This window comes from Micromonospora sp. URMC 106 (assembly GCF_051386395.1).
Lineage (GTDB): Bacteria > Actinomycetota > Actinomycetes > Mycobacteriales > Micromonosporaceae > Micromonospora.
Map to the genome: position 1 here is coordinate 1 of NZ_JBPQTP010000032.1, position 21,657 is coordinate 21,657.

Annotated in this window: 24 protein-coding genes; 14 read left to right on the forward strand and 10 right to left on the reverse strand. The window is 75.0% G+C overall.

Annotated features, from left to right (window positions below):
- Positions 1–585: 585 nt before the first annotated feature.
- From ACSNOB_RS12975 to ACSNOB_RS12985, 3 genes are all read left to right on the forward strand, one after another.
- Positions 586–1,182, forward strand: coding sequence for a hypothetical protein (locus ACSNOB_RS12975; RefSeq protein WP_436686878.1), 597 nt, complete (start codon positions 586–588; stop codon positions 1,180–1,182).
- An 87-nt stretch (positions 1,183–1,269) separates the two neighbouring features.
- A complete protein-coding gene (locus tag ACSNOB_RS12980; RefSeq protein ID WP_436686879.1) occupies positions 1,270–2,241 on the forward strand; it encodes a pirin family protein in 972 nt (323 codons plus the stop codon).
- A gap of 42 nt (positions 2,242–2,283) precedes the next feature.
- Positions 2,284–2,949 carry a hypothetical protein gene (locus tag ACSNOB_RS12985; RefSeq protein WP_436686880.1) on the forward strand — a complete coding sequence of 222 codons (666 nt, stop codon included), beginning with the start codon at positions 2,284–2,286 and terminating at the stop codon, positions 2,947–2,949.
- A 218-nt stretch (positions 2,950–3,167) separates the two neighbouring features.
- Here the strand turns inward: ACSNOB_RS12985 and ACSNOB_RS12990 are convergent, their stop codons facing one another.
- Both ACSNOB_RS12990 and ACSNOB_RS12995 read right to left on the reverse strand, forming a co-directional pair.
- Entirely contained in the window at positions 3,168–3,785 is a 618-nt protein-coding gene (locus ACSNOB_RS12990) for a DUF1345 domain-containing protein (protein ID WP_436686881.1), read from the reverse strand.
- A gap of 99 nt (positions 3,786–3,884) precedes the next feature.
- Positions 3,885–4,154: a DUF2795 domain-containing protein gene (locus ACSNOB_RS12995; RefSeq protein WP_436686882.1), complete on the reverse strand. Its 270-nt coding sequence runs from the start codon at positions 4,152–4,154 to the stop codon at positions 3,885–3,887.
- A 156-nt stretch (positions 4,155–4,310) separates the two neighbouring features.
- Here ACSNOB_RS12995 and ACSNOB_RS13000 point away from each other — a divergent pair, with 156 nt between their 5' ends.
- Positions 4,311–4,721, forward strand: a complete 411-nt coding sequence (locus ACSNOB_RS13000; RefSeq protein WP_436686883.1) for a DUF2267 domain-containing protein — start codon at positions 4,311–4,313, stop codon at positions 4,719–4,721.
- 51 nt (positions 4,722–4,772) lie between these two features.
- On the opposite strand, the gene ACSNOB_RS13005 is transcribed toward ACSNOB_RS13000, so the two are convergent.
- Complete coding sequence (locus ACSNOB_RS13005) at positions 4,773–5,939, reverse strand: CaiB/BaiF CoA transferase family protein (RefSeq protein WP_436686884.1); 1,167 nt, start codon at positions 5,937–5,939, stop codon at positions 4,773–4,775.
- Positions 5,940–6,013: 74 nt separating this feature from the next.
- Between ACSNOB_RS13005 and ACSNOB_RS13010 the strand changes: the two genes are divergently transcribed.
- From ACSNOB_RS13010 to ACSNOB_RS13040, 7 genes are all read left to right on the forward strand, one after another.
- A complete protein-coding gene (locus tag ACSNOB_RS13010) occupies positions 6,014–7,192 on the forward strand; it encodes a glycosyltransferase family 4 protein (protein ID WP_436686885.1) in 1,179 nt (392 codons plus the stop codon).
- Positions 7,185–8,174 (forward strand): glycosyltransferase family 9 protein, encoded by a 990-nt coding sequence (locus ACSNOB_RS13015; protein ID WP_436686886.1) that lies wholly within the window; start codon positions 7,185–7,187, stop codon positions 8,172–8,174. The genes ACSNOB_RS13010 and ACSNOB_RS13015 overlap by 8 nt, the downstream gene beginning before the upstream one ends.
- A gap of 225 nt (positions 8,175–8,399) precedes the next feature.
- Positions 8,400–9,419 carry a TerC family protein gene (locus ACSNOB_RS13020; protein WP_436686887.1) on the forward strand — a complete coding sequence of 340 codons (1,020 nt, stop codon included), beginning with the start codon at positions 8,400–8,402 and terminating at the stop codon, positions 9,417–9,419.
- Positions 9,420–9,491: 72 nt separating this feature from the next.
- Entirely contained in the window at positions 9,492–10,091 is a 600-nt protein-coding gene (locus tag ACSNOB_RS13025; protein WP_436686888.1) for a sulfite oxidase-like oxidoreductase, read from the forward strand.
- Positions 10,088–10,822 carry a ferredoxin reductase gene (locus tag ACSNOB_RS13030; RefSeq protein WP_436686889.1) on the forward strand — a complete coding sequence of 245 codons (735 nt, stop codon included), beginning with the start codon at positions 10,088–10,090 and terminating at the stop codon, positions 10,820–10,822. The genes ACSNOB_RS13025 and ACSNOB_RS13030 overlap by 4 nt, the downstream gene beginning before the upstream one ends.
- Before the next feature lie 20 nt (positions 10,823–10,842).
- A complete protein-coding gene (locus ACSNOB_RS13035) occupies positions 10,843–11,136 on the forward strand; it encodes a DUF6510 family protein (RefSeq protein ID WP_436686890.1) in 294 nt (97 codons plus the stop codon).
- Between the two features lie 50 nt (positions 11,137–11,186).
- A complete protein-coding gene (locus tag ACSNOB_RS13040) occupies positions 11,187–11,558 on the forward strand; it encodes a hypothetical protein (protein WP_436686891.1) in 372 nt (123 codons plus the stop codon).
- Between the two features lie 42 nt (positions 11,559–11,600).
- Here ACSNOB_RS13040 and ACSNOB_RS13045 read toward each other — a convergent pair whose 3' ends face one another.
- The 3 genes from ACSNOB_RS13045 to ACSNOB_RS13055 form a co-directional block, all read right to left on the reverse strand.
- Positions 11,601–11,762, reverse strand: a complete 162-nt coding sequence (locus ACSNOB_RS13045; RefSeq protein WP_350712201.1) for a hypothetical protein — start codon at positions 11,760–11,762, stop codon at positions 11,601–11,603.
- A gap of 201 nt (positions 11,763–11,963) precedes the next feature.
- Positions 11,964–13,049, reverse strand: coding sequence for a hypothetical protein (locus ACSNOB_RS13050; protein WP_436686892.1), 1,086 nt, complete (start codon positions 13,047–13,049; stop codon positions 11,964–11,966).
- Between the two features lie 103 nt (positions 13,050–13,152).
- A complete protein-coding gene (locus tag ACSNOB_RS13055; protein WP_436686893.1) occupies positions 13,153–14,598 on the reverse strand; it encodes a M20/M25/M40 family metallo-hydrolase in 1,446 nt (481 codons plus the stop codon).
- Positions 14,599–14,716: 118 nt separating this feature from the next.
- On the opposite strand from ACSNOB_RS13055, the gene ACSNOB_RS13060 reads away from it, so the two are divergent.
- Positions 14,717–16,870 carry an amylo-alpha-1,6-glucosidase gene (locus tag ACSNOB_RS13060; protein WP_436686894.1) on the forward strand — a complete coding sequence of 718 codons (2,154 nt, stop codon included), beginning with the start codon at positions 14,717–14,719 and terminating at the stop codon, positions 16,868–16,870.
- A gap of 51 nt (positions 16,871–16,921) precedes the next feature.
- Entirely contained in the window at positions 16,922–18,223 is a 1,302-nt protein-coding gene (locus ACSNOB_RS13065; RefSeq protein ID WP_393107216.1) for an NAD(P)/FAD-dependent oxidoreductase, read from the forward strand.
- Between the two features lie 12 nt (positions 18,224–18,235).
- Here the strand turns inward: ACSNOB_RS13065 and ACSNOB_RS13070 are convergent, their stop codons facing one another.
- Positions 18,236–19,054 (reverse strand): spermidine synthase, encoded by an 819-nt coding sequence (locus tag ACSNOB_RS13070; RefSeq protein WP_436686895.1) that lies wholly within the window; start codon positions 19,052–19,054, stop codon positions 18,236–18,238.
- Positions 19,055–19,084: 30 nt separating this feature from the next.
- Positions 19,085–20,065 (reverse strand): DUF2267 domain-containing protein, encoded by a 981-nt coding sequence (locus tag ACSNOB_RS13075; protein WP_436686896.1) that lies wholly within the window; start codon positions 20,063–20,065, stop codon positions 19,085–19,087.
- 214 nt (positions 20,066–20,279) lie between these two features.
- Here ACSNOB_RS13075 and ACSNOB_RS13080 point away from each other — a divergent pair, with 214 nt between their 5' ends.
- The gene (locus tag ACSNOB_RS13080; protein ID WP_436686925.1) at positions 20,280–20,594 is read left to right on the forward strand and encodes a hypothetical protein; all 315 of its coding nucleotides are present in this window, start codon (positions 20,280–20,282) and stop codon (positions 20,592–20,594) included.
- 82 nt (positions 20,595–20,676) lie between these two features.
- Here the strand turns inward: ACSNOB_RS13080 and ACSNOB_RS13085 are convergent, their stop codons facing one another.
- Positions 20,677–21,021, reverse strand: a complete 345-nt coding sequence (locus tag ACSNOB_RS13085; protein WP_436686897.1) for an STAS domain-containing protein — start codon at positions 21,019–21,021, stop codon at positions 20,677–20,679.
- A 57-nt stretch (positions 21,022–21,078) separates the two neighbouring features.
- Positions 21,079–21,423 carry an STAS domain-containing protein gene (locus tag ACSNOB_RS13090; protein ID WP_436686926.1) on the reverse strand — a complete coding sequence of 115 codons (345 nt, stop codon included), beginning with the start codon at positions 21,421–21,423 and terminating at the stop codon, positions 21,079–21,081.
- Positions 21,424–21,657 lie beyond the last annotated feature (234 nt).

The window sequence follows — 21,657 nt, forward strand, 5'->3', positions numbered from 1 at the left end:
TGCCCGGCTCCGGGCGGTCAGGCTTGATCCCTGCGCCGGGCACGGCGGGCCACACCCCGTCGGTGGTTGCGCGTCGTGCGTGCCTGGATGTCGGCTTCGCGGTACGGCGGTCGCGTCGGCCGGTGCCGGGTGGGTGCGGTCGGGCTGTCCCGTCTGTGAGGGCGCTCGTGGCAACCGGCGGCGAACGGGGGAGTCGTCCCATCTGCGAAGGCGGTCGGGCCAGGGGGTGGGCGGTGACCTCACGGGGGTCCGGTTTCGGGGTGTGACCGGGGGCATCGTGGGCGTGGAATCTTGGCGGGGCCGGGGTCGTTACACCATGCGTACGGCTGAGCAAGGGCACACCCCCCGGGCGACGGGCTGGTGTGCGGGGCCCCGGAATGATGGTGGGCCGCCGGTCGTTACACATGGTCCGGCCGGCGTGCGGGCGTCCCCCCGCCCCGCGTGACTGGCCTGGTCTGATTCTTCCCGGCGTGCTGCCGGATCCCCTCTGTGTTTCTTGAGCGCCGGACGGTGCTTGCACCCCGCGTGGCCGAACCCCCCCTTGTTCGCTGCGTGTGGTGCCAACCCCCGAATGGAGCCACTGTGATGAACACGATCATGCGTAAGAGCGTTCTTGGTGTTGCTGGTCTGGCCTTCGCCGGTGGTGTGTTCGCTGGTCCGGCTGCCGCTCACGCCGCCCCTGCGGTTGAGGCCACCCCGGTCGCCGCCGTCGCGGTGCAGGCCGACAAGCCGGCCGTGGACAAGGCGAAGCTGATCCCGCATGGTGTGCAGGGCGCGCAGTCGCGTATCGACCTGTCGGACGAGCAGGTCGGTAACGTCAAGGCGATCATCGCGGCGACGAAGAAGGCCGGCATGGACGAGCGGGCCGCCGTGGTGGCCATCGCTACCGCGCTGCAGGAGTCGAAGCTGGAGAACCTGGGTCACCTGGGTGAGCGCAACGACCACGACTCGCAGGGTCTGTTCCAGCAGCGCCCGTCGAGTGGGTGGGGCACGGTGGAGCAGATCACCGACCCGCAGTACTCGACGATGGCGTTCCTGAAGGGTCTGAAGCAGGTCGACGGGTGGCAGGACATGCCGCTGACGAAGGCGGCGCAGACGGTGCAGGTGTCGGCGTACCCGGACCACTACGCGCAGTGGGAGCAGCAGGCCGCCGACCTCGTCGCCGAGCACTGGAACAGCTGACACGTGTGAACAAGCCGCTGGCCGGCACCCCGCACGGGGTGCCGGCCAGCGGCGTGCGGGGTGCCGCTCCGGGCGTACAGTCGGGCGGTGGAGCGCACCGAGAGAATGCCCGCGCAGACCCGGCCGCCCGGCGTGGCCACCGCCGACCCCGGCAGCGTCCTGCTGCCCGGCCACGACGTGCCGTTGGGTCGCTACACCACTGTGCGGCGGCTGCTGCCGCAGCGCCAGCGGCGGATGGTCGGCGCCTGGTGCTTCGTGGACCACTTCGGCCCGGACGACGTGGCCGACCGGCCCGGCATGGAGGTGCCGCCGCACCCGCACACCGGCCTGCAGACGGTGACCTGGCTGTTGGACGGGGAGATCCTGCACCGCGACAGCCTCGGCAACGTCCAGCCGATCCGCCCCGGCCAGCTCAACGTGATGACCTCCGGGCACGGCATCGCGCACTCCGAGCGGTCGCCCGAGCGGCATCCGCCGCTGATGCACGGCGTGCAGCTCTGGGTGGCGCTGCCGGACCCGGCCCGCGCCGGGGCAGCCGACTTCGCCCACCACGCCGACCTGCCCCGCTGGCGCGACGGCGAACTGGACGTCACCCTGTTGGTCGGCGAGCTGGCGGGCGAGCGGTCCCCGGCCGTGACGCACACCCCGCTGCTCGGCGCGCAGTTCGAGCTGCGCGGGGCCGCGCCGGCCACGCTGCCGCTGCGCCCCGACTTCGAGTACGGGCTGCTGGCCATGTCCGGCGCCGCCGAGGTCGACGGGGTGTCGGTCGCCCCCGGGGCGCTGCTCTACCTCGGCGCCGGCCGGGACCGGCTCACCCTGGGCGGCGAGCCCGGCAGCCGGCTGCTGCTGCTCGGCGGGGCGCCCTTCGAGGAGCCGCTGGTCATGTGGTGGAACTTCGTCGGCCGCTCGCACGAGGAGGTCGCCGCCGCCCGGGAGGACTGGATGGCCGGGCGGCGCTTCGGTGTCGTCGCCGACGATCCGGCTCCGCCGCTGCCCGCCCCGGCGCTGCCCACCACCCGGCTCAAGGCGCGCGACCGCAGCGGCGGCGTCCTCGGCTGACGCGGGCAGGCGTGGGCGGGCGCGGCGTGGGTAGTCGCCGGCATGCCGACCAGTGCCGTCTCCACCATCGAGGACAAGAAGCGCCTGGTGCGCCGGCTCGCCGGCAGCGGGCGAGGGTTCGCGGAGCAGTACGGCTTCCGGGTCATCAACAACCCGTCGAGCCTGTTCCAGGTGCTCTGCCTCGCCGTGCTGCTGGCCCGCCGCGGTGACTTCCGGCGTGCCGTGGACAGCGCGCACGCCCTGCCCGCCGCGGGCTGGGACAGCGCCGCCCGGCTGGCCCGTTCGCTGCACGCCGACCGGGTGCGCGTGCTGCGCGACAGCGGCCAGCGCGGCGACGTCGACGCCCTCGCCGACACCCTGGGCGACCTGGCCCGCGCCGTCGTCGAGCGTTACCGGGGCGACCTGCGCCGGCTGCGTGCGGTGGCCCACCACGACCCGGCCCGGGAGCGGGAGCTGCTCACCGAGCTGCCCGGCGTGGACGCCGCCGTGGTCGACCTGTTCCTGCGCGAGGCGCAGGCGCTGTGGCGGGAGGTGGCGCCGGTGGCCGACCGCCGCGCGCTGGTCGCGGCCCGCCGGCTGGGGCTGGGACGCTCCGCCGACGACCTCGCGGGGCTGGCCGGCAGCGGCGAGTCCGAGCGCCTCGCCTGGCTGGTCGGGGCGCTGGCCCGCGTCGACCTGGAGCGGCGGTACGCGGAGCTGACCGGCTGACGGGCGAGGTGCGCTGGCCCACAGTTCGCCGATAATCCCCCGAACGGGGGATGGCAGGTCGTATGCTGGTGCCGGCAGTGATGCCCGCCCGGTTCGGGCGTACATCAACCGCCTGGTGGTCGCGGCCCGGTTCGGGCCCGGCGACCGCCGGTCAGGTTCTGCGTGGCGCCCCGGTCGCGGTTCGCGACTGGGGCGCCCGCCTGTCCGGCCGCTTCCCCTCACCGGGCCAGACCGGCCAGCAGGTTCACCGTCACGGCGATGATGAACGTCCCGAACAGGTACGACACCATCGAGTGCCGCAGCACCGTCCGGCGCATCTCGTTGCTGGTCAGCGTGGTGTCGGAGACCTGGAAGGTCGCCCCGACGGTGAACGCCAGGTAGGCGAAGTCGGAGTAGCGGGGCGGGTCCGGCTGGTTGAACTCCACCCCACCGTCCGGCCCGGTGTAGTAGATCCGCGCGTACCGGGCGGCGAACACGGTGTGCACCACCAACCAGGACAGCAGCACGCTGAGCACGCCCAGCCCGCCGTAGACGTTCCGGCCGGCGGTGGCGGGCGCCCCGTGCGCGCGGGTCACCACGACGCCGACCGCGAGCAGGCTGGCCAGACAGGCGACGAGGAGCAGGGTGTCCCGGGCCGCCCGGTTGGGGTCCTCGTGCACCGCCAGCCGGGCCGTCGAGCGCGCGTCCATCGGCCACAGCTTGTGCCACACCAGCACCAGCCAGCTCAACGCGGCGGCGTCCCAGCCGACCAGCGGCGCGAGCGCCGGCGTGGCCGCCAGCGCGGTGAGCCCGCCGGCCAGCAGCCCGACCACGCCCATCACGGTGAGCTGGACCACGGCCGGTGGGTGCCCGTACGGCCGGCGCACCCGTCACCCGTCACCGGGGCGGCCGCGCCGCGCGGGGCCGCCGCCGGTCAGCCGAGGCGCGGGCAAGGCTCAGATGCCGCGCAGGTGCTGCGACACCCGCTGGTGCCGGTCCCGCGCCTGCGCCGCCCGCTTGGACGCGCCGATCTCGGGTGCGGCGTCGATGCCCGCGGAGCGGGCCACCTCGTTGCCGTTGGCGTAGTCGACCGGCGGCAGGGCCCGCAGGGCCCGCAGCACGTCCGGCGGGGCACCCTCGCGTTCGGCCTCGCGTACCACGTCGTCCTTCCCGGCCGGGTAGTCCAGGCTCGACAGGTACTGCAGCACGTCGGCGTAACTCGCCATGGTGTCGGCTCCTCCGGGGCTTCGAATCCGGTCACGACCGGCGGCGGTTACCCGCCGGGCGGCCCGTCACGCGCGGCCCGGCGGGGAAATCCACCGCCGTTTCCCGGCCGGATCGCCGGGTACGCGCAGGCCCGACGCACCCCGAAGGAGCCACGGATGAACTACGACACCTTCGTCGACCAGGTCGCCCAACGCACCCGCACCTCCTCCGAGCAGGCGGTGGGGCTGACCCGGGCGACGCTGGAGACCCTCGCCGAGCGGCTGACCGGCGGGGAGGTGCTGGACCTGGCGGCGCAGTTGCCCAAGCCGTTGCAGGTCGTGATGAAGCCGAGCCCGCGCACCGAGTCGGCGGAGCGCTTCGGCGCGGCCGAGTTCGTCGCGCGGATCGCCCTGCGGGCCGGTGTCGACGAGTCGGCGGCCAGGGACGCCGCGCGGGCGGTCTTCATCACGCTCCGCGAGGCGATCACCGGCGGCGAGTTCGACGACGTGGCCACCCAGTTGCCGCGCGACTACCGGAAGCTGGTGGAGCCGGCGATGGCCCCCGGTGCCACCCTGCGCCGCTCCTGACCGAGCCCGCCCCCGCCACCCGCACCGACGGCCGGACCACGGGGGCGGCGGTCAGGCGACCGCGCGGGCGGCGCGCAGGTCGGCGACCCGGCCGGGGTCGAAGCCGGCCTCGGCCAGCAGCTCGTCGGTGTGCTCCCCGGGCTGCGGCGGCGGGCGGCGCAGCGCCGTCGGCGTGCCGGAGAAACGGGGCGCCGGGGCCGGCTGGGTGACCCCGTCCCGCTCCACGAAGGTGCCCCGCGAGGCCAGGTGCGGATGCCCGGGCGCCTCCTGCCAGTCCAGCACCGGCGCCACGCAGGCGTCCGAGGAGCCCAGCAGCGCCGTCCACTCGTCCCGGCTGCGGGTGCGGAACAGTCGGGCCCACGCCCGGCGCAGCGCCGGCCAGTTCGCCGGGTCGGTGCGGTCCAACGCCTCGTCGGGGTGCAGCGGGAAGCCGCTGCGCCGCACCAGTTCGTCGTAGAACTGCGGCTCCAGTGCGCCGACGGCCAGGTACCGGCCGTCGCCGCACTCGTACGTGTCGTAGAACGGGGCGCCGCCGTCGAGCAGGTTCACCCCGCGCGGGTCCTGCCACATGCCCAGCCGGCGCAGCGCGTGGATCTGGGTGCTGAGCACCGCCACGCCGTCCACGATGGCCGCGTCGACCACCTGCCCGCGCGCGCCGCCGCGCACCGCGTACAGGGCGGAGACCAGGCCCAGGGCCAGCATCATCCCGCCGCCGCCGAAGTCGCCGAGCAGGTTCATCGGCGGCACCGGGCGCTCCCCGGCCCGCCCGATCCCGTGCAGCGCCCCGGTCAGCGCCACGTAGCCGATGTCGTGACCGGCGTACGGCGCCGCCGGGCCGTCCTGCCCCCAGCCGGTCATCCGCCCGTAGACCAGCCGCGGGTTCACCGCCAGACACTCCGCCGGGCCGATGCCGAGCCGCTCGGTCACCCCCGGCCGGAAGCCCTCGATCAGCGCGTCGGCGCCGGCGGCCAGCGCCAGCACCACCTCCCGGCCGCCGGCCGACTTCAGGTCCACCCCGATCGAGCGGCGCCCCCGGTTGAGCAGGTCGGGGTGCGCGGTGCCGAACGCGTCCGGGTCCACGTCGGTGGCCCGGTCCACCCGGACCACGTCCGCGCCCAGGTCGGCCAGCATCATCGCGGCGAACGGGCCGGGCCCGATGCCGGCCAGCTCGACCACCCGTACGCCGGCCAGCGGGCCGGCCGGCACGTCCTCGGTCATCGGCCCACGATAGGCGCTGCGCGTTTGCGCCGTAAGGGGCCGGGAACCCGGCGGCCGAGACGCGGGGAGGTGGCGTGGTCGACGACCGGATCAGGGTGGCCATGCTGCACGGTCCCGGCCGGCCCGACGCCGACGGCGTCAGCGACTACGTGACGCACCTCATCGAGGCGCTCGACGGGGTGGGCGTCGAGGTGACCCCGGTGCCGGTGCGCCCCGACGAGGACCGGGGCCGCTGGCGCGGCGCCGCCGTCCGGGCCGCGCGCCGGGTCCGCGAGCTGGCCCCGGACGTGGTGCACGTGCAGTTCGCGCCGTCGGCGTACCGGTTCTCCGGGCAGCCCGGCCTGCTGCCGTGGCGGCTGCCCCGGCGGGTGCCGCTGGTCACCACGCTGCACGAGTACGGCTGGTGGGCCTGCCCCGGCTGGCTGCCGGGGCGGCTCTGGTCGGCGGTGGAGCGGGCCCGCTGCTGGGACCGCGAGTCCGGCCGGCTGGTGCCGGTCAGCGCGGCGGTGATCGTCACGAATCCGGGCCACGGCGAGGTGGTCCGCGCGCGCACCGGCCGCGCCGCGACGCACATTCCGATCGCCCCGAACGTCGCCGACCACGTCGGCGCGGCCACCGCCGGGCAGCGGCTACGGGCCGAGCTGGGCCTGGCCGGGGGCGCTCCGCTGCTGGCCTTCTTCGGCTTCGTGCATCCGGTGAAGGGGCTGCGGTACCTGATCGAGGCGCTGCCCGAGCTGCGGCGTGCCCACCCGGACCTGCGGCTGCTGGTGGTCGGCGGGTTCACCTCCCAGGCGCTGCCCGAGAACGAGGCGCGCGCGTTCCGCGCCGAGCTGACCGGGCTGGCCCGCCGGTGCGGGGTGGCCGACGCGGTGACCTTCACCGGGCACCTGCCCGCCGAACGGGTCTCCGCCGCGCTGCACGCCGCCGACGTGGCGGTGCTGCCGTTCACCGCCGGGGTCGGCACGAAGAGTGGGGCCCTGCTCGCCGCGCTGGCGCACGGCGTGCCGACCGCGGTGACGGTGCCGGATGCCGGCGACGACGAGCTGCGCCGCAGCGGGGCGGTGGCGGTGATCGGGGAGCGCCGGGACAGCGCCGCGATCGCGCGTACCGTCGGCAAGCTGCTCGCCGACCCGGTGCTGCGCCGCCGGCTCGCCGAGCGTGGGCGCGCCTTCGCCGCCGCGTACTCCTGGCCGAGGGTCGCCGCCGCGCACCGCGACCTCTACGCGCGGACGCTGGGGCGGGCGAGTGCCTGAGGTGTACGCGGACATCCTGGTGGTGGACCTGCTCGGCGGGATCGGCGACCTGCTGATGCTGCTGCCGGCGGTGCACGGCCTGGCCCGCCGCAACCCGGGCGCGCGGCTGCGGATGATCACCCACGACCCGGGGGCGGAGCTGGTGCGCGCCGACCCGGCGGTGGCCGAGGTCGCCACGCCCCGGCACGGCCGTCCCGGCGCCGAGCGGGAGGCGGTGGCGGCGGCGCTGGCGGCGGGCCGCCCCGACCTGGCCGTCAGCACCACCCGGTACGACGGGATTCCGGAGCTGCTGGCCGCCGGCGCGGGACGGGCGGTGACGAACCTGTGGCGCGACCCGCCGCCGCACCAGCCGGTGGGCGCCCGTTACCTGGAGATCCTGCACGCCGAGGGGCTGCTGGCCGCCGCCGACCGGTCGGCCCGCCCCCGGGTGCACCTGCCCGACGAGGCGCGGCGGGCGGGGGAGCGGGCGGTGGCCCGCCTCGTCGGGGAGCCGCTCGCGCCGCCGGTGGTGCTGGTGACCGACGCCGGGATGGCGGTGAAGCGCTGGCCCGGGCGGCACTGGCGGGCGCTGGCCGGGGAGCTGGCCCGGCGCGGCCACCCGCTGCTCACCGTCGGCCCGGTCGACCCCGCGGCGCCGCTCGGGGTGCCGCTGCCCCGCTCCGAACTGCCCACCCTCGCCGGGCAGTTCGCGGCGGTGGGCCGGCGGGGCGGGGTGGTGGTCGGGCCGGACACCGGGCCGGTGCGGCTCGCCGCCGCGGCCGGCGCCGCGACGGTCGCGTTGTTCGGCCCCACCGACGCCCGGCGGTACGGGATGGGCGGCGCCGACCTCCAGGGGCTGCCCGGGTGCCCGCACCGGCGCCCCACCGCCATCACCGAGCAGCCCTGCTGGTGGGAGGCGCGCTGCCCGCTCGACGCGGCCGAGCCGGCGTGCATGGCCGCCCTCGACGTGGACGCCGTCCTCGCCGCCGTCACCGCCCGCTGAGCGCGCCCGGCCGGCACGGCGGCCGTCGGCGCGGGCGGAGCGCGTGAGCCCGCGCGCCCGTTTGCTCCGCCCGCTGAGCCTGACCTAACCTTGTCGCCACGAGGGGAGTACTTCCCACGAACCATCCCGGTCAGTACGGCGAGCCCCGGAGCCCGCCTCGGGTGGTTGCCCACGAAACGTGGGTGAAGGAGACCTCGAACATGACACGGTGTTCGAGGAGGCTCCATGTCCGATTTGCCGTACCTTGCCGCCACCGAGATCCAGTCGGTCGGCACCCCCACGCTGTGGGGGGTCACCATCGCCGCCGTGCTCGCCCTGCTGGTGCTGGACTTCATGGTCACCCGCCGGCCGCACGAGGTGTCGATGCGGGAGGCACTGGGCTGGTCCGTCTTCTACATCGCCCTGCCGCTGGCCTTCGGCGGCTGGGTCTGGTCCCGCTACGGCTCCCAGCAGGGCGTGGAGTACCTCACCGGTTACCTGGTGGAGAAGTCCCTCTCGGTCGACAACCTGTTCGTCTTCATGCTGCTGCTCGCCGCGTTCGCCGTGCCGGCGATGCTCGCCCAGCGGGTCCTGCTCTACGGCATCGTCGGGGCACTGGTGCTGCGGGCGGTCTTCATCGCCCTCGGCGCGGCGGCCCTGCAGACGCTGGACTTCGCCTTCCTGCTCTTCGCGATCATCCTGGTCCTGACCGCGGTGAAGCTGCTGCGCGACGCCCTCTCCGGGCACGAGCAGGAAGTCGACATCAACAAGATGCGCTCGGTGAAGCTGCTGCGCAGGTTCATGCCGGTCACCGACGACTACCACGGCACGCGGATGACCGTGCGCATCGCCGGCCGGCGGACGCTCACCCCGTTCGCCCTCGTGGTGGTCGCCCTGCTCGCCACCGACATCGTCTTCGCCGTCGACTCGGTGCCCGCCGTCTACGGCATCACCGAGGACCCGTACCTGGTCTTCGCCACCAACGCGTTCGCCCTGCTGGGGCTGCGCGCGCTCTACTTCGTGCTGCACGCCGCGCTCAGCCGGTTGGTCCACCTCAGCTACGGCCTCGCGATCATCCTCGCGTTCATCGGTGTCAAGCTCGGCCTGCACTGGGCGCACGGCATCTGGTCGGGCGTGCCGGAGATCCCCACCCTGGCCTCGCTGGGCGTCATCATCGGCGTCCTGCTGGTCGTCACGCTCACCAGCCTGCGGGCCACCCGCGGGTCCCGGTCGGGCGAGAAGGAGGTCGTGGTCGAGCGGGGCTGAGGCGTCACCCGCCGCGGTGCGGTTCCGGCCGACCGCGCCTGCGCGCCCCACCGCGGGTGGTACGACTGACGGATGGGAATCGTGTCACCGGGCTTCCAGGGCCGGCCCCGCTCGGCGGAGCCGGCCCTGCCGCCGGGGCAGTACCTGACGGAGGACTTCCCGGTGCTCTCCGCCGGCCCGACGCCGAAGGTGCCGTTGGAGACGTGGGAGTTCGTCATCTCCACCGAGTCCGGCGCGGAGTTCCGCTGGAGCTGGGACGAGCTGATGGCGCTGCCCCAGGAGACCCCGACGGTGGATATCCACTGCGTCACCCGCTGGTCGAAGCGCGACACCGACTGGCAGGGCGTCTCCCTCGACACGCTCCTGGCGGGGATCGACACCGCCGCGCACTACGCGCAGGCCCACTCGTACGGCGGCTACACCACCAACCTGCCGCTGGCCGACCTGCGCGGCGGGCGGGCCTGGGTGGCGCACCGCTACGCGGGCGGCCCGCTGCCCGCCGAGCACGGGGGCCCCGCCCGGCTGCTCGTGCCGCACCTGTACTTCTGGAAGTCCGCCAAGTGGGTGCGCGGCATCCGGCTCACCACGGAGGACCAGCCCGGATTCTGGGAGACCGCCGGCTACCACGACTACGGTGACCCGTGGCGTGAGCAGCGGTACCAGGGCGATTGACCGGGCCCTTGCGGTGGCGGGTGGCCCGGCTCGTCGAGCGCCGGGTGGAGACGCCCACCGCGCAGACCCTGGTGCTGGAGGTCCCCGGCTGGCCGGGGCACCTGCCCGGGCAGCACGTCGACGTGCGGCTGACCGCGCCCGACGGGTACCAGGCGGCGCGGTCGTACTCGCTGGCCGGCCCCGCCGAGGGCGACCGGATCGCGCTGACCGTGCAGCGGGTGTCCGACGGCGAGGTGTCGCCGTACCTGACCGGGGTCTACGGCGAGGGCGACCCGGTGGAGGTGCGCGGCCCGGTCGGCGGCTGGTTCGTCTGGCGGCCGGAGGAGACCGCCCCGGTGCTCCTGGTGGGGGGCGGCTCGGGCGTCGTGCCGCTGATGGCGATGGTCCGGGCGCGCCGTGCCGCCGGCAGTCGCGTGCCGTTCCGGCTGCTCTACTCGGTGCGCACCCCCGACGACGTGTTCTACGCCGACGAGCTGCGCGCCCGCGTCCGCGACGACCACGGCCTGGACGTGGCGTACGTGTACACCCGCCAGGCGCCGGAGGGCTGGCGGGGCGAGCCGCACCGGATCAGCCTGGCCGACGTGAACACCCACGGCTGGCCGCCCGAGCTGGAGCCGCTCTGCTACGTCTGCGGCCCCACCGGCTTCGTGGAGACCGTGGCGGACCTGCTCGTCGGGCTCGGCCACCAGAGCCGGCGGGTGAAGACCGAACGGTTCGGCCCGACCGGCTGAGCGTCGAGGAGGAGTGCCCGATGACCGAGCTGTCGTACCTGGACGGCAACATGCTCGACGGCCCGCTGCGGGAGCTGTTCGCCGTCGACCTGAGCGCCGCCACCGGGCGGTGCGCGCACTGCGGCGCGCTCGGCCCGCTGGCCGGCCTGCGGGTCTACTCGCACGCGCCCGGCCTGGTCGCCCGCTGCCCGAACTGCGCCGAGGTGATGCTGCGGCTGGTCCGCTCGCCCGACCGGGCCTGGCTGGACCTGCGCGGGGCCACCTTCCTGGCGGTGCCGATGCCGCTGGACCAGCCGCATCCGGGCCCGCTGTGACGGCGGACCCGGACGCGGCCCGGGCAGCCGCGGCGGGCGAAGGCGGCGCCGTGGACGAGGACCTGCGGGCGCGGTCGGCGCGGGAGGTGTTCGAGGACCACCTGCGGCTGGCCGCCGAGCACCGGTTCGCCGAGGACCTGGCGCGCAACGTGTCGCCGGCCTGTGTGGTGCTGGAACGCCGGGGCGTGTTCCGGGGGCACGCCGGGGTCCGGGAGCTGGCGCGGCTGCTGGAGGAGGAGCTGCCCGGCGGCGGCTACACGTACACCAACAAGCTGGTCGAGGGCCGGGTGGCGTTCCTGGAGTGGACGGCGGAGGTCGCGGGCGCGCGGGTCCGGGACGGGGCCGACTCGTTCCTGATCGAGCAGGGCTGGATCGTCGCCCAGACCATCCACTACACCGTCGAGCGCACCGGCGGCGGATGACGGCCGGGTGGCGGCCGGAACCGGCCGCCACCCACCGTCGGGTCAGCGGCCGGGTCGCCGCGCCTCGGGGCGCTGGCCGCCGAGGCGTTCGATCCGCCCCTGCTTGTGCTCGACGCGCCGCCGCTGCCGGGGCGTGAGGTGTTTCCGGCCGCTCTGCCGCAGGTAGATCGGCTGTCGCTGGTCGTTGGACATCGGCATGCTCATGACGCGGTCCTCCCTTCGCCGGGATGTCGGTGGAGCACCAGCCTGCCCCCGGGCCGGGTGAGACCGACCCACCCGTCCCGGGTGATCCGGCCCCGCCCGGCCCGCCGCGGCTGCGGCGGGACCGGGACAGGGCCGGACGGACCGGGCGGTGCCGGTGGCGGTGGCGGTGGCGCCGACGGTCCCGGCGTGCCGCTGGCCGCGTCAGACGCGGGAGGTGAAGGTGGCCAGGAACCGGTGCGGGGTGATCACCCCGGCGTTGTCGAAGCAGACCACGTCCACCCCGGCGTCGAGCGCCGTCGACCAGGGCTGGGTCAGGTGGCAGTAGTTGGCGCCGGCCCCCTGCGCCACCACCTGGGCGTGCGTCTCCCTGACCCCGAGCTGCGGGAACGTCGCCAGGTAGCGACCGGCCGGGGCCAGCGCGGCGACGGTGTTGGCGCCGACGCCGAGCACCGAGTTGTCGTTGGTCGGCCCGCCGACCGCGGTGCCCAGGTAGCCGAAGCGCGACGGCGGGGCGAGCGAGCCGATCACCGCCCGCCGGCGGTGGTAGGACAGGGCGAAGTCGGTGGTCGCCGGCGCCCCGGCCTGGTCGAAGCAGGAGACGTGCGCGACCACGTCGGTTCCGGCGGCGGACCAGCTGCTGATCTTGCAGCGGCGCGCCGCCGCGTTCGGCTGCACCGCGGTGACCTGCACGTCGCCGGCCAGCACGCCGGCGAGCCCGACGCCCGGCAGCTTCACCGACCACTGTCCGACCCCGCCCGGGGCGATGCCGTTCGCCGCCCCGGTCGAGTTGTACGACTGGACGAGGGCGCCACCGGCCTGCTGGACGTACGCGTGGGCGGTGCCCGCCGGCAGCACGCCGCTGCTGGTGGTCCACAGGACGGTGAACGGGGTGTCCTCGCGGTTGCCGCCCGGCGCGTGGCACTGCACGTCGACGATCTGGTCGACGCCGGAGGAGTACCAGCGGACGACCTCGCAGTAGTGGCCGGTGCGGTTGACCGGGGTCACGTGCGGCACGCCCCGGGCACCGGCGGCGACCTGCGGGAAGCGCACCAGGAACCGGCCCGGGGCGAGCTTGGCGCCCTGGGCCCAGGCGGCGGGGAAGGCGGTCTTCCAACTGCCCCACTGCCGGGTGGTGTCGAGCACCGTCCACGCCGGAACGGTCGGATCGTTGACGTACGCGAAGCCCCACTGGTCGGCGGTGGCCGCCGTGGCCGGAGCGGCCGGCGCGAGCGCGCCGGCCGCCAGGGCGGCGGCCAGCGCGGCGGTGGCGAGCGAACGGAGTCGCATCTGTCCTCCTGGAGACGAGGGTCGTGTCGGCATGGAGCCTGCGCCGGCGCCACCGTCGTCACAGTCGGCAACCACACAGTCACGTGTCGGGAGTCCGCCGCTGTCAGCTCCCCGGCTTCGGGAAGGCGAGGGACCGGAGTCCGTCGCGGCCGACCGCCCGCACGCCGAAGAAGACGTTGTCCTTCGACAGGTCGACGGTCGCCTCCGTGACGTCGCCGACGTCGATCACGCGCTGCCAGTCGGCCGCCGTGGTCTCCCGCCACACCACCTCGTAGCCGGCCAGGTCCGGCTCGTCGCCCCGCTGCCAGCGCAGCGTGGTGTCGTTGGTGAGGTTCGTCGTGACGATCACCGCCCCCCTGGGCGTGCCGGGGGCGCGGGCCAGGGACCACAGCGCGGCGCCGTTGACCCGGGCCACCCGGGCGATGTACGCGAAGTCGCAGAACTCCGGCAGGTCGCCGTACTGCCTGCCGTCGACGACCCGGACGTCCTGGTGCTGGTGGGCGAAGTCCTCGTGGGGCTCGGTGAACCGACCGGCCGGCCACCCCTCGCGCAGGAACGGGATGTGGTCGCTGCCGCGCAGGTACCGGTCGCGGCGGTAGATCACCCGCACCCGCATTCCGGTGGCGTCGTTGTCGGCCACGTCCGTGACGAACCGGGCGAGCTGCCGGGAGGGGGAGTCGTTCTCGCCGCCGACCGACTGCCGGACGGTCGCCTCGGCCGGGGTCTCCGCCGTCGGCACCCCCTCGGCGAAGAGCCGCAGGGTGCGCGGGTCGCGGGTGCCGTCGTCGGCGGTGCTGCTGCCGACGATGTCGTTGCTGAACATGCCCTGTATGTCGGCCCCCGCCGCCTTGAGCTGCCGGGCGAGGTGGGTCGAGCCGTACAGGCCCTGCTCCTCGCCGGCCACCGCGGCGAAGACGACGGTGGCCGCCGTCCGGCGGGTGGCCATCAACCGGGCCAGCTCCAGCACCACGGCCACGCCGGAGGCGTCGTCGTCCGCGCCGGGGGCGTCGCCGACCGCGTCCGCCACGTCGGAGGCGCGCGAGTCGTAGTGGCCGGTGACCACGTACGTCCGGTTCGGCGCGGTGTCCCCGCGCAGGGTGGCCACCACGTTGGTGATCCGGGTGGCGGTGGGGATGCGCGGCGCGGGCTCCTGCACGTAGGACTGGAGTTCGACGGTCATCCGGCCACCGGAGGCGGCGGCGTACGCGGTCATCCGCTCGTGGATCCAGTCGCGGGCCGCGCCGATGCCGCGCACTGGGTCGTCCTGGCTGGAGAGGGTGTGTCGGGTGCCGAACGCGGCCAGCCGGCGCACGGTGGCCTCGATCCGCTCCTGGTCGACCTGCCGCAGCAGCTCGCGCAGCTCATGGTCCGGTGCCTGCGGGCGGATCCGGTGTCCGGGCCCGGCCGGCGGCGCGGCGTCGCCCGCGGCGGCCGGCCCGGCGAGCAGGGGTACGGCGACGGTGGCCGCGGTGGCGGCGGCGGAGGCGGACAGGAACGTGCGCCGGGTCGACCTCGCGGATCGGTCGTCGGCGGTGTCGTGGGATCCCATCCCCGCATCCTCGCCATAGACGATGGTCGTTGTCTATCCGGCCGGCCATGGTCATGTCGGGTCGGCGTCACCCGGAGCGGGTGATGTCGGAGCGCGCCGGTCCTCCTACCGTGGCGGTATGGCTGCCGTGCGTCCGACACCTGCCGATCCCACGCCGGGCCTGCTCGCCGCGCGGGAGAGCGGCAACCAGCGCGCCATGCCGCCCGAGCTGGGCACGAACTCCATGGCCGTGCTCAGCGGCCCGACCTTCATGTACTCGGACTCCACCGGGGACGTGCCGCCGGGCAGCATCGGCGGCCTCGTGCACCTGGACACCCGGCTGGTCAGCGGTTGGATGCTCTCGGTCAACGGCAACCGGCCGCTGCTGGTGCTGCGCTCCGAGACCATCGACCACTACTCGGCCCAGTACGTGCTGACCAACCCGGACGTGCCCGGTCTGCCGGCGGACAGTCTCGGGATCCGGCGGCTGCGGTACGTCGGCGACGGCTTCCACGAGCGCGTGGGACTGGTGTCGTTCCGGACCGAGCCGGTCCGGGTCGAGCTGCGGCTGGCGGTCGGCGTCGACTTCGCCGACCTGTTCGAGGTCAAGTCCGGCGTCCGGGACCGCTCCTCGGAGATCACCCGCAGCCACGCGTCCGACGGCTCGGAGCTCTGCTTCCGCTACGCGCGGAACGGCTTCTCCGCGGAGACGCGGGTCTGCTGCTCGCAACCGGCCAGCCGCGTCGAGGGCGACGACCTGGTGTGGGAGCTCACCCTCACGCCCCGGGAGGAGTGGCAGGTCGACCTGCACGTGCCGCTGCCGCCGGGGATGGGGGTGGTGGAGCCGGTCCGAGGTGACATTTCCGACGTGATCCACCGGCGCGCCGACGACCCGGTGCGCCGCTGGTCCGTCGCCCGGGCAGTGCTGCGCAGCGACAACCGGGCGCTGCAGGAGGCGGTGCGGCAGTCCCGGGACGACCTCGCGGCGCTGCGGCTCGACCTGGAGGTCAAGGGGGAGCGGATCATGCTGCCGGGCGCCGGCCTGCCCTGGTTCCTGTCGGTCTTCGGCCGCGACACCCTGATCGCCGCGTACCAGACGCTGGTCGCCGGGCCGGCGCTGGCCAAGGGCGCGCTGCTCGGGCTGGCCCGGTTGCAGGGCAACGAGTGCGACGACTTCACCGACGAGGAGCCCGGCAAGATCCTGCACGAGGTCCGCAGCGGCGAACTCACCCGCACCGGCGTCAAGCCGTACGGGCCTTACTACGGCAGCGCGGACGCCACCCAGCTCTGGCTGATCCTGCTGTCCGAGTACTGGCGGTGGACCCGCGACGACCAGACCGTCCGGTTCCTGCGCGACAACGCGCTCGCCGCGCTGAACTGGATCGACCGGTACGGCGACCGGGACGGCGACGGCTACGTCGAGTACGCGACCCGCTCCCCGGAGGGCCTGGGCAACCAGTGCTGGCGGGACTCGCCGGACGGGGTCTCCTTCGCCGACGGCCGGATCCCGGTGCTGCCGATCGCCAGCTGCGACCTGCAGGGCTACGTCTACGACGCGAAGCTGCGCCTGGCCGAGCTGGCGGACGGGCCGCTGGCCGACCCCGAGCTGGCCCGGCGGCTGCGCGCCGAGGCCGCCGACCTGTACGACCGGTTCAACCGCGACTTCTGGATCGAGGGGCGTGGTGGCTTCTACGCCGTCGGGCTCGACGGCGACAAGAACCCGATCGACTCGAAGACCTCCAACATGGGGCACCTGCTGTGGAGCGGGATCGTGCCGCCGGAGCGGGCGGAGGCGGTGGTGCGGCAGCTGATGAGCGAGGACATGTTCTCCGGCTGGGGGATCCGCACCCTGTCCCGCGAGGAGCGGCTCTACAACGCGCTCGGCTACCACCGCGGCACGGTCTGGCCGCACGACAACTCCCTGGCGGTGCTCGGGCTGGTCCGGTACGGCTACCGGGCCGAGGCGAACCGGATCAGCCTGGCCCTGCTGGAGGCCGCCGAGCAGTTCGGCCACCGCCTGCCGGAGGCGATGAGCGGATTCCCCCGGGAGCGGCTGCTCTTCGCGGTGCCGTACCCGACCGCGTGCAGCCCCCAGGCGTGGGCGGCCGGCACCCCGCTGGCGCTGGTCCGTGCCATGCTCGACGTCAACCCGGTGGACGGCCGGCTGGTGCTCGACCCCGACATCCCGCCCGAGATCGGGCGGATCGTCGCCGAGCGGGTGCGGGCCTTCGGGCGCTGCTGGGCGGTGGAGGCGGTCGGTCGGACCGGGTACGCCCGGCTGGCCGAGTACTGAACTGACCGACCTGCCACGTTTGTCGGGGCGCGGCGTGGGAACGGGGCCGCAATGACGAAACCTCGTGTGGTGATCGTGGGGGCCGGGTTCGCCGGATACCACGCGGCGAAGACGTTGAGCCGGCTGGCCCGCGGCCGGGCCGAGATCGTGGTGCTGAACTCCACGGACTACTTCCTCTACCTCCCGCTGCTGCCCGAGGTGGCCGCCGGCGTGGTCGAGCCGACCCGGATCTCCGTGCCGCTGGCCGGGACGCTCGACGGGGTGCGGGTGGTGATCGGCGAGGCCGACCACGTCGACCTGCAGAACCGCTGGGTCGGCTTCACCCAGCCGGAGGGGGACCGCAACCGGATCGCGTACGACCGGCTGGTCCTCGCCGTCGGCAGCGTCAACAAGCTGCTGCCGATCCCCGGCGTCACCGAGTACGCGCACGGCTTCCGCGGCCTGCCCGAGGCGCTCTTCCTGCACGACCACGTGGTCCGGCAGGTCGAACTGGCCGAGCAGGCCGACGACCCGGCCGAGCAGCAGGCCCGCGCCACGTTCGTGGTCGTCGGCGCCGGCTACACCGGGACCGAGGTGGCCGCGCACGGCCAGCTCTTCACCGACGAGCTGGTCGCCCAGCGCCCCCGGCTCAAGATCCGCCCGAAGTGGATGTTGCTGGACGTCGCGCCCCGGGTCCTGCCGGAGCTGGACAAGCGGATGTCCGACACCGCCGACCGGGTGCTGCGCCGCCGCGGCGTGGACGTGCGGATGGGCACCTCCGTGGCCGTGGCCACCGCCGACGGGGTCAAGCTCACCGACGGCGAGTACGTCCCCACCTGCACCCTGGTCTGGTGCGTCGGCGTGCGCCCCGACCCGTTCGTCGCCGAGCTGGGGCTGCGCACCGAGAAGGGCCGCCTGGTCGTCGACGAGTACCTCACGGTCCCCGGCTTCCCCGAGGTGTACGCCTGCGGCGACGCCGCCGCGGTGCCGGACCTGACCCGGCCCGGGCAGATCTGCACGATGACGGCGCAGCACGCCCAGCGGCAGGGCAAGCTGGCCGCGCACAACATCGCGGCCTCCTACGGGCAGGGCCGGCGCAAGCCGTACCGGCACCACGACCTGGGCTGGGTGGTCGACCTGGGCGGCAAGGACGCGGCGGCGAACCCGCTGAAGGTGTCGCTGTCGGGGCTGCCCGCCAAGGCGGTCACGCGGGGCTACCACCTGCTGGCGATGCCGGGCAACCGGGCCCGGGTCGGCGCGGACTGGGTGCTGGACGCCGCGCTGCCCCGCCCGGCGGTGCAGCTCGGCCTCGTCCCGGCCAACGCCGTGCCACTGGAGAGTTCCTCGCCCGAGGTGGCCGTGCGCCCCCGCTGACCCCGCGGGCGCTCAGGCCGGGCGAGGGGGCGGCCGGTCGTCGACCGCGGCGACGGTGGCGTCGGTGGCGGGACGGGCGCCGGCGACGAACGCGTCCAGGGTCGCCGCGTGCAGCACCCCGCCGGGCACCGGATCCTTCGCCGCCCGCGCCGCCAGCCGGGCCACGGGCAGCCGCCCGGCGCGCGGCGCGGCGGCGAGGACCAGGTTGCCGTACCGCCGCCCGCGCAGCATCCGCCGGTCGGCGACCAGGCAGACGTCGGCGAAGACCGCCCGCAGGGTGGCCGCCTGCACCCGGGCGAACACCAGCGGCGGTAGGTCGGTCACGTTGACCAGGTAGACGCCGTCCGGGCGCAGGGTCCGGGCCACCGCGGCGACGAACTCGACGGTCGTCACGTGCCCGGGCATCCGGGCCGCCCGGTAGATGTCGGCGAGCACCAGGTCGTGCCCGCCCGGCGGCGCGTCGGCCAGCGCGTCGCGGGCGTCGGCCACCCGCACGTCGACGTCGGCGGGCAGGGCGGGCAGCTCCCGCGCCACCAGGTCGACCACGGCCGGGTCCCGCTCGACGACCAGTTGCGCCGAGCCGGGCCGGGTCGCGGCCAGGTAGCGGGGCAGGGTCAGGGCGCCGCCGCCGAGGTGCAGCACGTCCAGCGGCCGGCCGGTCGGCGCCGCCAGGTCCGCCACGGCGGCCATCCGGCGTACGTACTCGAAGCGCAGGTGACGGGGGTCGGCGACGTCCACGTACGACTGCTCGACGCCGGCGGCGAGCAGCGTGCGCCCGGTCGGTCGGGCCGGGTCCACGACCAGCTCCGGCCGGTGCGCGTCGACCTCCATGCCGGGCACGTTAGCCGAGCCCGCGCCGGGTCAGCCGGCGGCCATCCCGGCGCCCGCCTCGTCGATCGCGGCGTCGACGGCGTGGGCGAGGTCCACGTCCATCGCGGTCACGGCGCCGGCCTGCCGGGACCGTACGGTCAGCACGGCGGTGGTGGCGTCCGGCCGACCGATGCGCGGCGCGCGCCCCGTCTCCTGCCGCAGCTGGTCGATCCGGTCCAGCACCCGGTCCAGGTTGTCGGGCGGCAGCTCCACGGTGCGCGACAGCGAGTTCCCGTCGCCGGACCAGTACGGCAGCCCGCTGAGCGCCTCCCGTAGCTCCGCGTCGCTCAGCGGCGGCGTGGTGGTGGCCGCGCCGACGACCCCGCCGCCGGCCGACGGCGGTTCCAGCAGCTCGCGCAGGCCGTCCGGCACGTGCAGCGACTCGATCAGGTCGCCGTCGTGGTCGGCGAGCGCCGCCACGGTCGCCTCGGCCTGGTAGCGGGCCTGTTCCGGGCTGCGCCCGCTGATCCGGCCCACCTCGGCCAGGAAACCGGGCAGGTCCTGGTGCCGCTCGATGCCGTCCACGGGGACGACGTCGTGCAGCTTCGCCGGCACCGCCGTGAGCAGCCGCCGGCGTTCCGCCTCGCCGAGGGCCCAGGCCAGGACCAGCACGGTGGACTCGACCCCGACCTTGGCGGTGCGGAAGTCGGTCCCGGTGCGGCGCACGACGTCGTCGACCAGCGCGTGGTAGCCGATCGGCGTCGCGTCCGGCGCCCCCAGACCCGGTTCCGGGAGGGGGCGGGGGGACTCGGGGACGCCGGCCGGTGGCGGCGCCGGCCCGCCGCGGGTGCTGTCGGGCTTGTGCCGGCTGCCCGCCGGCGGCGGCCCGGCGCGCTTGCCCCGGTCCAGGTGGGTGAGCTGCTTGGAGGCGCTCAGGCTGGCCCCCGTCTCGCTGGCCTGCATGCCGCGCTCGCGGGCCTGGCGGGCCAGCGTGCGGCGGCGCTGGTTGTCGCCCTCCATCTGTTTGCGCATGGTGACACCTCGCTTCCGCTGGTGTTCCCTCGCTTCCGTCGGTCGCCTTCCCGCCGGTCCCGGCACCGAAACGGACGCCGGCGGCCGGGCCGGCGACGTCCGGCAGAGGGTACCGAAGCTTCATCCGCCGGGGGTGAGGGGCGATCACCCGATGGGAGCCGACGATCGCAGCGGACCGGAGAACTTCCGACCGGACGCGGAAGGACAGGTCGTCATGAAGAAGATCGTCGAGATCGTCCCCGCCCGACCCGGCTGGTACGCCCGCTGGCGCCTCTCGCCCGAGGACACGCGCTGCTACCCGGTGAGCCTGTGGGCGCTGCTGGAGGAGGCCGACGGCTCGGGCCGCGAGGTGGTCGGGGTGGACTGCATCGGGCAGTGGCCCGGCGCGGACGACAACGAGGCGGGTGGGGAGTTCGTCCGCTATTTCTTCCAGACTCCGGATACGGGCATCCCGGAGGACGCCGAGCCGCCGACGGCCCGGCGGCAGCGGTCGACCGGGCCCCGGCTGCAGCCGGTCACCGCGTACTGAGCCTCACTCCGGCCCCCGACCCCTGGTCCCAGGGTCGGGGGCCACCCCCCGCCCGGCGGGAACCGGCCGGCTGCGGACAGGCTCAGCCCACCTGTCGCGTGTCGCCGTCGGCGGAGCGGTCCCTGGCCAGCAACTCGGCCAGCCCCGTGCGGTCCAGCAGCTGCTGGAGCTGGGGACTGACGCCCGAGAGCCGGACCACACCCGGGCCGCCGCGGTGCACCACCACCAGCGCGCTCAGCCCCGACGAGTCGCACAGGCTGACCCCGCTCAGGTCGATCAGGAGCTCGTCGCAGCCGTCCCGGCGCAGCTCGGCGGCCGTGGCGATCAGCTCGGGAGCGGTGTCGAAGTCGAGTTCACCGGCCAGCCGGAGCCGGACGCGACCGGCGTCGGGCCGAGCCACGTCGATGGTCAACAGCTGGGCTGCCATCCCTCCATGTTCGCAGCCGGGGCCCGGAACGCAAACCCGGGGACGGGCCGCGTGGCGTCAGGCGGGGCCGGCGGGGCCGGGGTGCGCGGCCAGGCTGTCGCCGAGCGGCCGGGCGAGCAGGCCCGCGACGCCGGTCAGGTCGAGGATCGTGGCCAGGAAGCGGGGCACCCCGCGCAGTTGGAGGGCGGTGCCGCCCTGCTGCCCCTCGCGCCACGCGTGCACGATCACGCCGAGGCCGGTGCTGTCGATGAAGAGCAGGTCGCCGAAGTCCAGCACGAGGGCGGGCGGAGCGTCCGCGAGCAGCCGGTCGACCTCGGCCCGCAGGGGCGCGGCGGTCGTGTAGGTGAAGTCACCGCCGACCCGGATGAGCGGTGCGTCCGGATCCGACCGGTCGACGGTCATGATCAACGGAGTCGCCTCGGGTGGCCTCCCATGGGACAGCACGATCACGCCTTTCCGCAGCCTGCCGGTCGGGCAGGGGCGAGGGAATCGTAACAATCCCCGGCTGGCCCCGCCGGGTACGCACCCGCCGCTGCGCCTCCGCGGCCGTCAGGTGGCGGTGCCGGCGCACCGGCGTAGGGTGGGCGGGGAGACGTGACCGTGAGCGCCGCTTCCGGCGCGACACAAGTGTCGACA

Bases quoted from the DNA above. Each gene is read 5' to 3' on its own strand.
- ACSNOB_RS12975 (WP_436686878.1), top strand. From the start codon at position 586: ATGAACACGATCATGCGTAAGAGCGTTCTTGGTGTTGCTGGTCTGGCC.
- ACSNOB_RS12985 (WP_436686880.1), top strand. From the start codon at position 2,284: ATGCCGACCAGTGCCGTCTCCACCATCGAGGACAAGAAGCGCCTGGTG.
- ACSNOB_RS12995 (WP_436686882.1), bottom strand. From the start codon at position 4,154: ATGGCGAGTTACGCCGACGTGCTGCAGTACCTGTCGAGCCTGGACTAC.
- ACSNOB_RS13000 (WP_436686883.1), top strand. From the start codon at position 4,311: ATGAACTACGACACCTTCGTCGACCAGGTCGCCCAACGCACCCGCACC.
- ACSNOB_RS13005 (WP_436686884.1), bottom strand. From the start codon at position 5,939: ATGACCGAGGACGTGCCGGCCGGCCCGCTGGCCGGCGTACGGGTGGTC.
- ACSNOB_RS13020 (WP_436686887.1), top strand. From the start codon at position 8,400: ATGTCCGATTTGCCGTACCTTGCCGCCACCGAGATCCAGTCGGTCGGC.
- ACSNOB_RS13025 (WP_436686888.1), top strand. From the start codon at position 9,492: ATGGGAATCGTGTCACCGGGCTTCCAGGGCCGGCCCCGCTCGGCGGAG.
- ACSNOB_RS13035 (WP_436686890.1), top strand. From the start codon at position 10,843: ATGACCGAGCTGTCGTACCTGGACGGCAACATGCTCGACGGCCCGCTG.
- ACSNOB_RS13045 (WP_350712201.1), bottom strand. From the start codon at position 11,762: ATGAGCATGCCGATGTCCAACGACCAGCGACAGCCGATCTACCTGCGG.
- ACSNOB_RS13050 (WP_436686892.1), bottom strand. From the start codon at position 13,049: ATGCGACTCCGTTCGCTCGCCACCGCCGCGCTGGCCGCCGCCCTGGCG.
- ACSNOB_RS13055 (WP_436686893.1), bottom strand. From the start codon at position 14,598: ATGGGATCCCACGACACCGCCGACGACCGATCCGCGAGGTCGACCCGG.
- ACSNOB_RS13060 (WP_436686894.1), top strand. From the start codon at position 14,717: ATGGCTGCCGTGCGTCCGACACCTGCCGATCCCACGCCGGGCCTGCTC.
- ACSNOB_RS13065 (WP_393107216.1), top strand. From the start codon at position 16,922: ATGACGAAACCTCGTGTGGTGATCGTGGGGGCCGGGTTCGCCGGATAC.
- ACSNOB_RS13070 (WP_436686895.1), bottom strand. From the start codon at position 19,054: ATGGAGGTCGACGCGCACCGGCCGGAGCTGGTCGTGGACCCGGCCCGA.
- ACSNOB_RS13075 (WP_436686896.1), bottom strand. From the start codon at position 20,065: ATGCGCAAACAGATGGAGGGCGACAACCAGCGCCGCCGCACGCTGGCC.
- ACSNOB_RS13080 (WP_436686925.1), top strand. From the start codon at position 20,280: ATGAAGAAGATCGTCGAGATCGTCCCCGCCCGACCCGGCTGGTACGCC.
- ACSNOB_RS13085 (WP_436686897.1), bottom strand. From the start codon at position 21,021: ATGGCAGCCCAGCTGTTGACCATCGACGTGGCTCGGCCCGACGCCGGT.
- ACSNOB_RS13090 (WP_436686926.1), bottom strand. From the start codon at position 21,423: ATGACCGTCGACCGGTCGGATCCGGACGCACCGCTCATCCGGGTCGGC.